The following is a 2,809-nucleotide window of genomic DNA, read 5'->3' on the forward strand; positions in this document are numbered from 1 at the left end:
TTAAATTTTTAAATAAAAGACATAATTAATTAAAACTATAATTTGCTATTAGTATCTTTTTAAAAATATTTACAATTATTTTAATAGGTTATGCAAGAAGTCTAATGAAGAAAAAGACGAATTTATAATAAAAATATTTGATTATGAAATCTTTTTAGGAAAAGAAAATAATAGTTATACAATAAAAGATAAAAATGTTACAAAACAAAAACTTAATTATGAAAAAGTAAAATTAGAAAAAGTAAAAAAAGAATTTGATTTAGTAGAAAAAGACCTTAAAAAAATACAAGAAGAATTATAAAAAAATCAGTTAAATAATATAAGGCATATAGTGATTTTTCTGATAAACTGGGTCCTAATTTTTCATGATATTTCATTTGATATTCTCATAAAATTTATTCTGATAATCAACGTAACTTTAATTTTTGTCTAATATAGTTTATAACTTCAAGATTAATGATTATTTTCTGGTGGCATTTTAATCGTTTAATCTTGCTTTTTTATGTATAGCCGGTACCTAAAAATTTATTCTAAGCTTTTATTAAGAAAGATAGTATTTTTAAAAGAAAATGCTATAATTATTGTAAACAAGGGAGAAATTATTAAATTAGGTGATTATTGATGAAGAAAGCAACACAAGATTTTCAAAAAAATAATGTTCGGTTAACAAGAATGTATTTTACTACACCAATGGAAGTTATTGCTAGAGTTATGATTTTAATTGGACAAGCGGTTATGCTAGGAGTAATTATTATTGTATCAGCTTCTTTAGCAATGATTGCAACTAGTAAATTACCAATTCCTGCCGTTTTTAATAATTTTGGTTTAGCTGATGGTGTTTTTCGTGGTCTTACCATTGTTATTGCTCTGTTTGGGATTATCTTTTCTTTAATATTTGTAGTTCCAACATTAATTGTTCGTAATATTAAACTTTTAAAGGTAACTGGAATTATTTTTAATACAGTCGGATGCATCTTTGTTTTACTAATGTTAGGATTAAGCATTATTGCATATCTTTATATTCCTGTTCGGCTAAATTTACCAGGGGTAATTATGGCTGGACTTTGTATGTTAATGTTATTTTGAGGTAGTTTTTTATTATGATTCTCAGCAATTCGTCAGCAGAAACGAATTAACCTTGCTGTTGCTGAAAGTTTAGATTTTAGTTCTAAATTAAATATAGTTGAATAGGAAGGTGCTTTAATGAAAAAAACAGAAAATAGTAAAACAATAAATCAAGAACAATCAGCAAAAGTAGTAAAAAAAATGCAGTTTGTTGTTGATAATCGTCCGCCAGTTTTAAAAAATTTAGATAAAACTGTTATTGATCACACCGTAAAATCATTAGGGGAATATGAATTAAATCGAAAGCAACAAATTCGTCCATTACCTTACCAATACAACATTGAAGCAAGTAAGTATTATTTTTCTACTAAAAGTGAAACAATAGCGAGAACTTTAATTGTCTTTTCACAATTATTGTTAATTGTAGTTGCTCTAATATATATTCCAACGTTAGGGCAGGTAGGAGCACAATTTATTATTTCTTTATTATCCAAATTTAAAACTCCATTTACTGATCAAATTGTAGTAATTGGTCAACCAATTGTAATTGGAATAATTATTTTATTAGCTATTTTATGGGTTACAACATTCTTTTTTATAACAATTCCAATTTTAATTACTAAAACATTAAAAACTGTTAATATTTGAATAATTATTGTTAGTATTGTTGGTAATATTAATTGCTTTTCAATTCTTGGATTAGCTATTTTACAATTTATTTATGCTAAAAATTCAGTTGCTGGATTAAATATTAACCCATTTGTTTTACCTTCAATTGCGATTGTTGCTTTTTGTTGTTTTATATTGGGGTGCTTATTTTTAAAAAGTGATCGTAAAAAATATCAAACCAAATTAGAAAATGAAATATCAAACCAAATTAGAGCACTAAGAGAGTAAGGAGAAAAACTATTATGTTAACAAAAATTAGTTCAAAACTAGATGAATTAGCACTCCAATGAAATACACGAATTGAAGTTGCAGCACGTTTATTAGTTATTAGTTTTTCAATTTTAGGAACTTTTATGGGTTATTTTATTAGTGCTGGTTGTGCAATGGCTTATAATAATATTAAAAATTTAACAGGTGTTATTTCCCATCGAACTTATGAATTACATTATATTATTGCTGGTATTGTTGGTCTAATTTGTGCTTGTTTTTTCTTTTGTTTTATTGGTTTGCCATATGTAAAATTAAAAAAAGCAGCTAGTTTTAAAAGTTGAATTATTATTTCAAGTATTTTTGCAATAATATATTATACAACATGTTTTACCTTAGCAGTAATTTTTATGAATATGTTTAACACTATGAATAATTATTTTATTGTGGGTTTTACTTTACTTATTATTTGTTTTTTAGTAATTTTTTTATCATATTTTTTATTATGACGTGAAGTAAAAAAACAATGAATTTTACGAAAAAAATTTGAGTATTTAGCAGATGAAGAACAAATGAAACAAGTAGAAACAAAATTAGCAACTTTAGAATTACGACGTCAGCGCCTTGTTGAATTAGAAACGATTAAGTATAATAAAGAAAAGTATAGTTTAAATCATTTAAAGGAAAAAAAGAAAAATATTTATGTACAAAAACCTGTTTTAGAAGAGCAAGAACAAGAAGTTTTAAAATCATCTAAACAAGAATAATAGACTTCTTGCATAACCTAGTTATTTTAAAATTCCTATAAAATATATTTAAAATAGAAATTATAGGAATCTAAAATTATGAAATTTGATAAATTTGATWA

3 protein-coding genes are annotated in these 2,809 nt (G+C 24.4%); all 3 read left to right on the plus strand.

Annotation, left to right across the window (positions count from 1 at the left end; genetic code table 4):
* Nucleotides 1-621: 621 nt before the first annotated feature.
* From EHV01_RS04470 to EHV01_RS04480, 3 genes are read left to right on the plus strand one after another with little or no spacing between them, the layout of a single operon-like run.
* Nucleotides 622-1,191 carry a hypothetical protein gene (locus EHV01_RS04470; RefSeq protein WP_422066390.1) on the plus strand — a complete coding sequence of 190 codons (570 nt, stop codon included), beginning with the start codon at nucleotides 622-624 and terminating at the stop codon, nucleotides 1,189-1,191.
* A 12-nt stretch (nucleotides 1,192-1,203) separates the two neighbouring features.
* The gene (locus tag EHV01_RS04475) at nucleotides 1,204-1,962 is read left to right on the plus strand and encodes a hypothetical protein (RefSeq protein WP_422066391.1); all 759 of its coding nucleotides are present in this window, start codon (nucleotides 1,204-1,206) and stop codon (nucleotides 1,960-1,962) included.
* Nucleotides 1,963-1,976: 14 nt separating this feature from the next.
* On the plus strand, nucleotides 1,977-2,708 hold the full coding sequence (locus tag EHV01_RS04480) for a hypothetical protein (protein ID WP_422066392.1): 732 nt from the start codon (nucleotides 1,977-1,979) through the stop codon (nucleotides 2,706-2,708).
* The last annotated feature ends 101 nt before the right edge of the window (nucleotides 2,709-2,809 follow it).

The sequence above is a fragment of the Spiroplasma sp. hy2 genome (assembly GCF_044714365.1).
In the GTDB taxonomy this organism is placed as follows: domain Bacteria; phylum Bacillota_I; class Bacilli_A; order Mycoplasmatales; family Mycoplasmataceae; genus Spiroplasma; species Spiroplasma phoeniceum.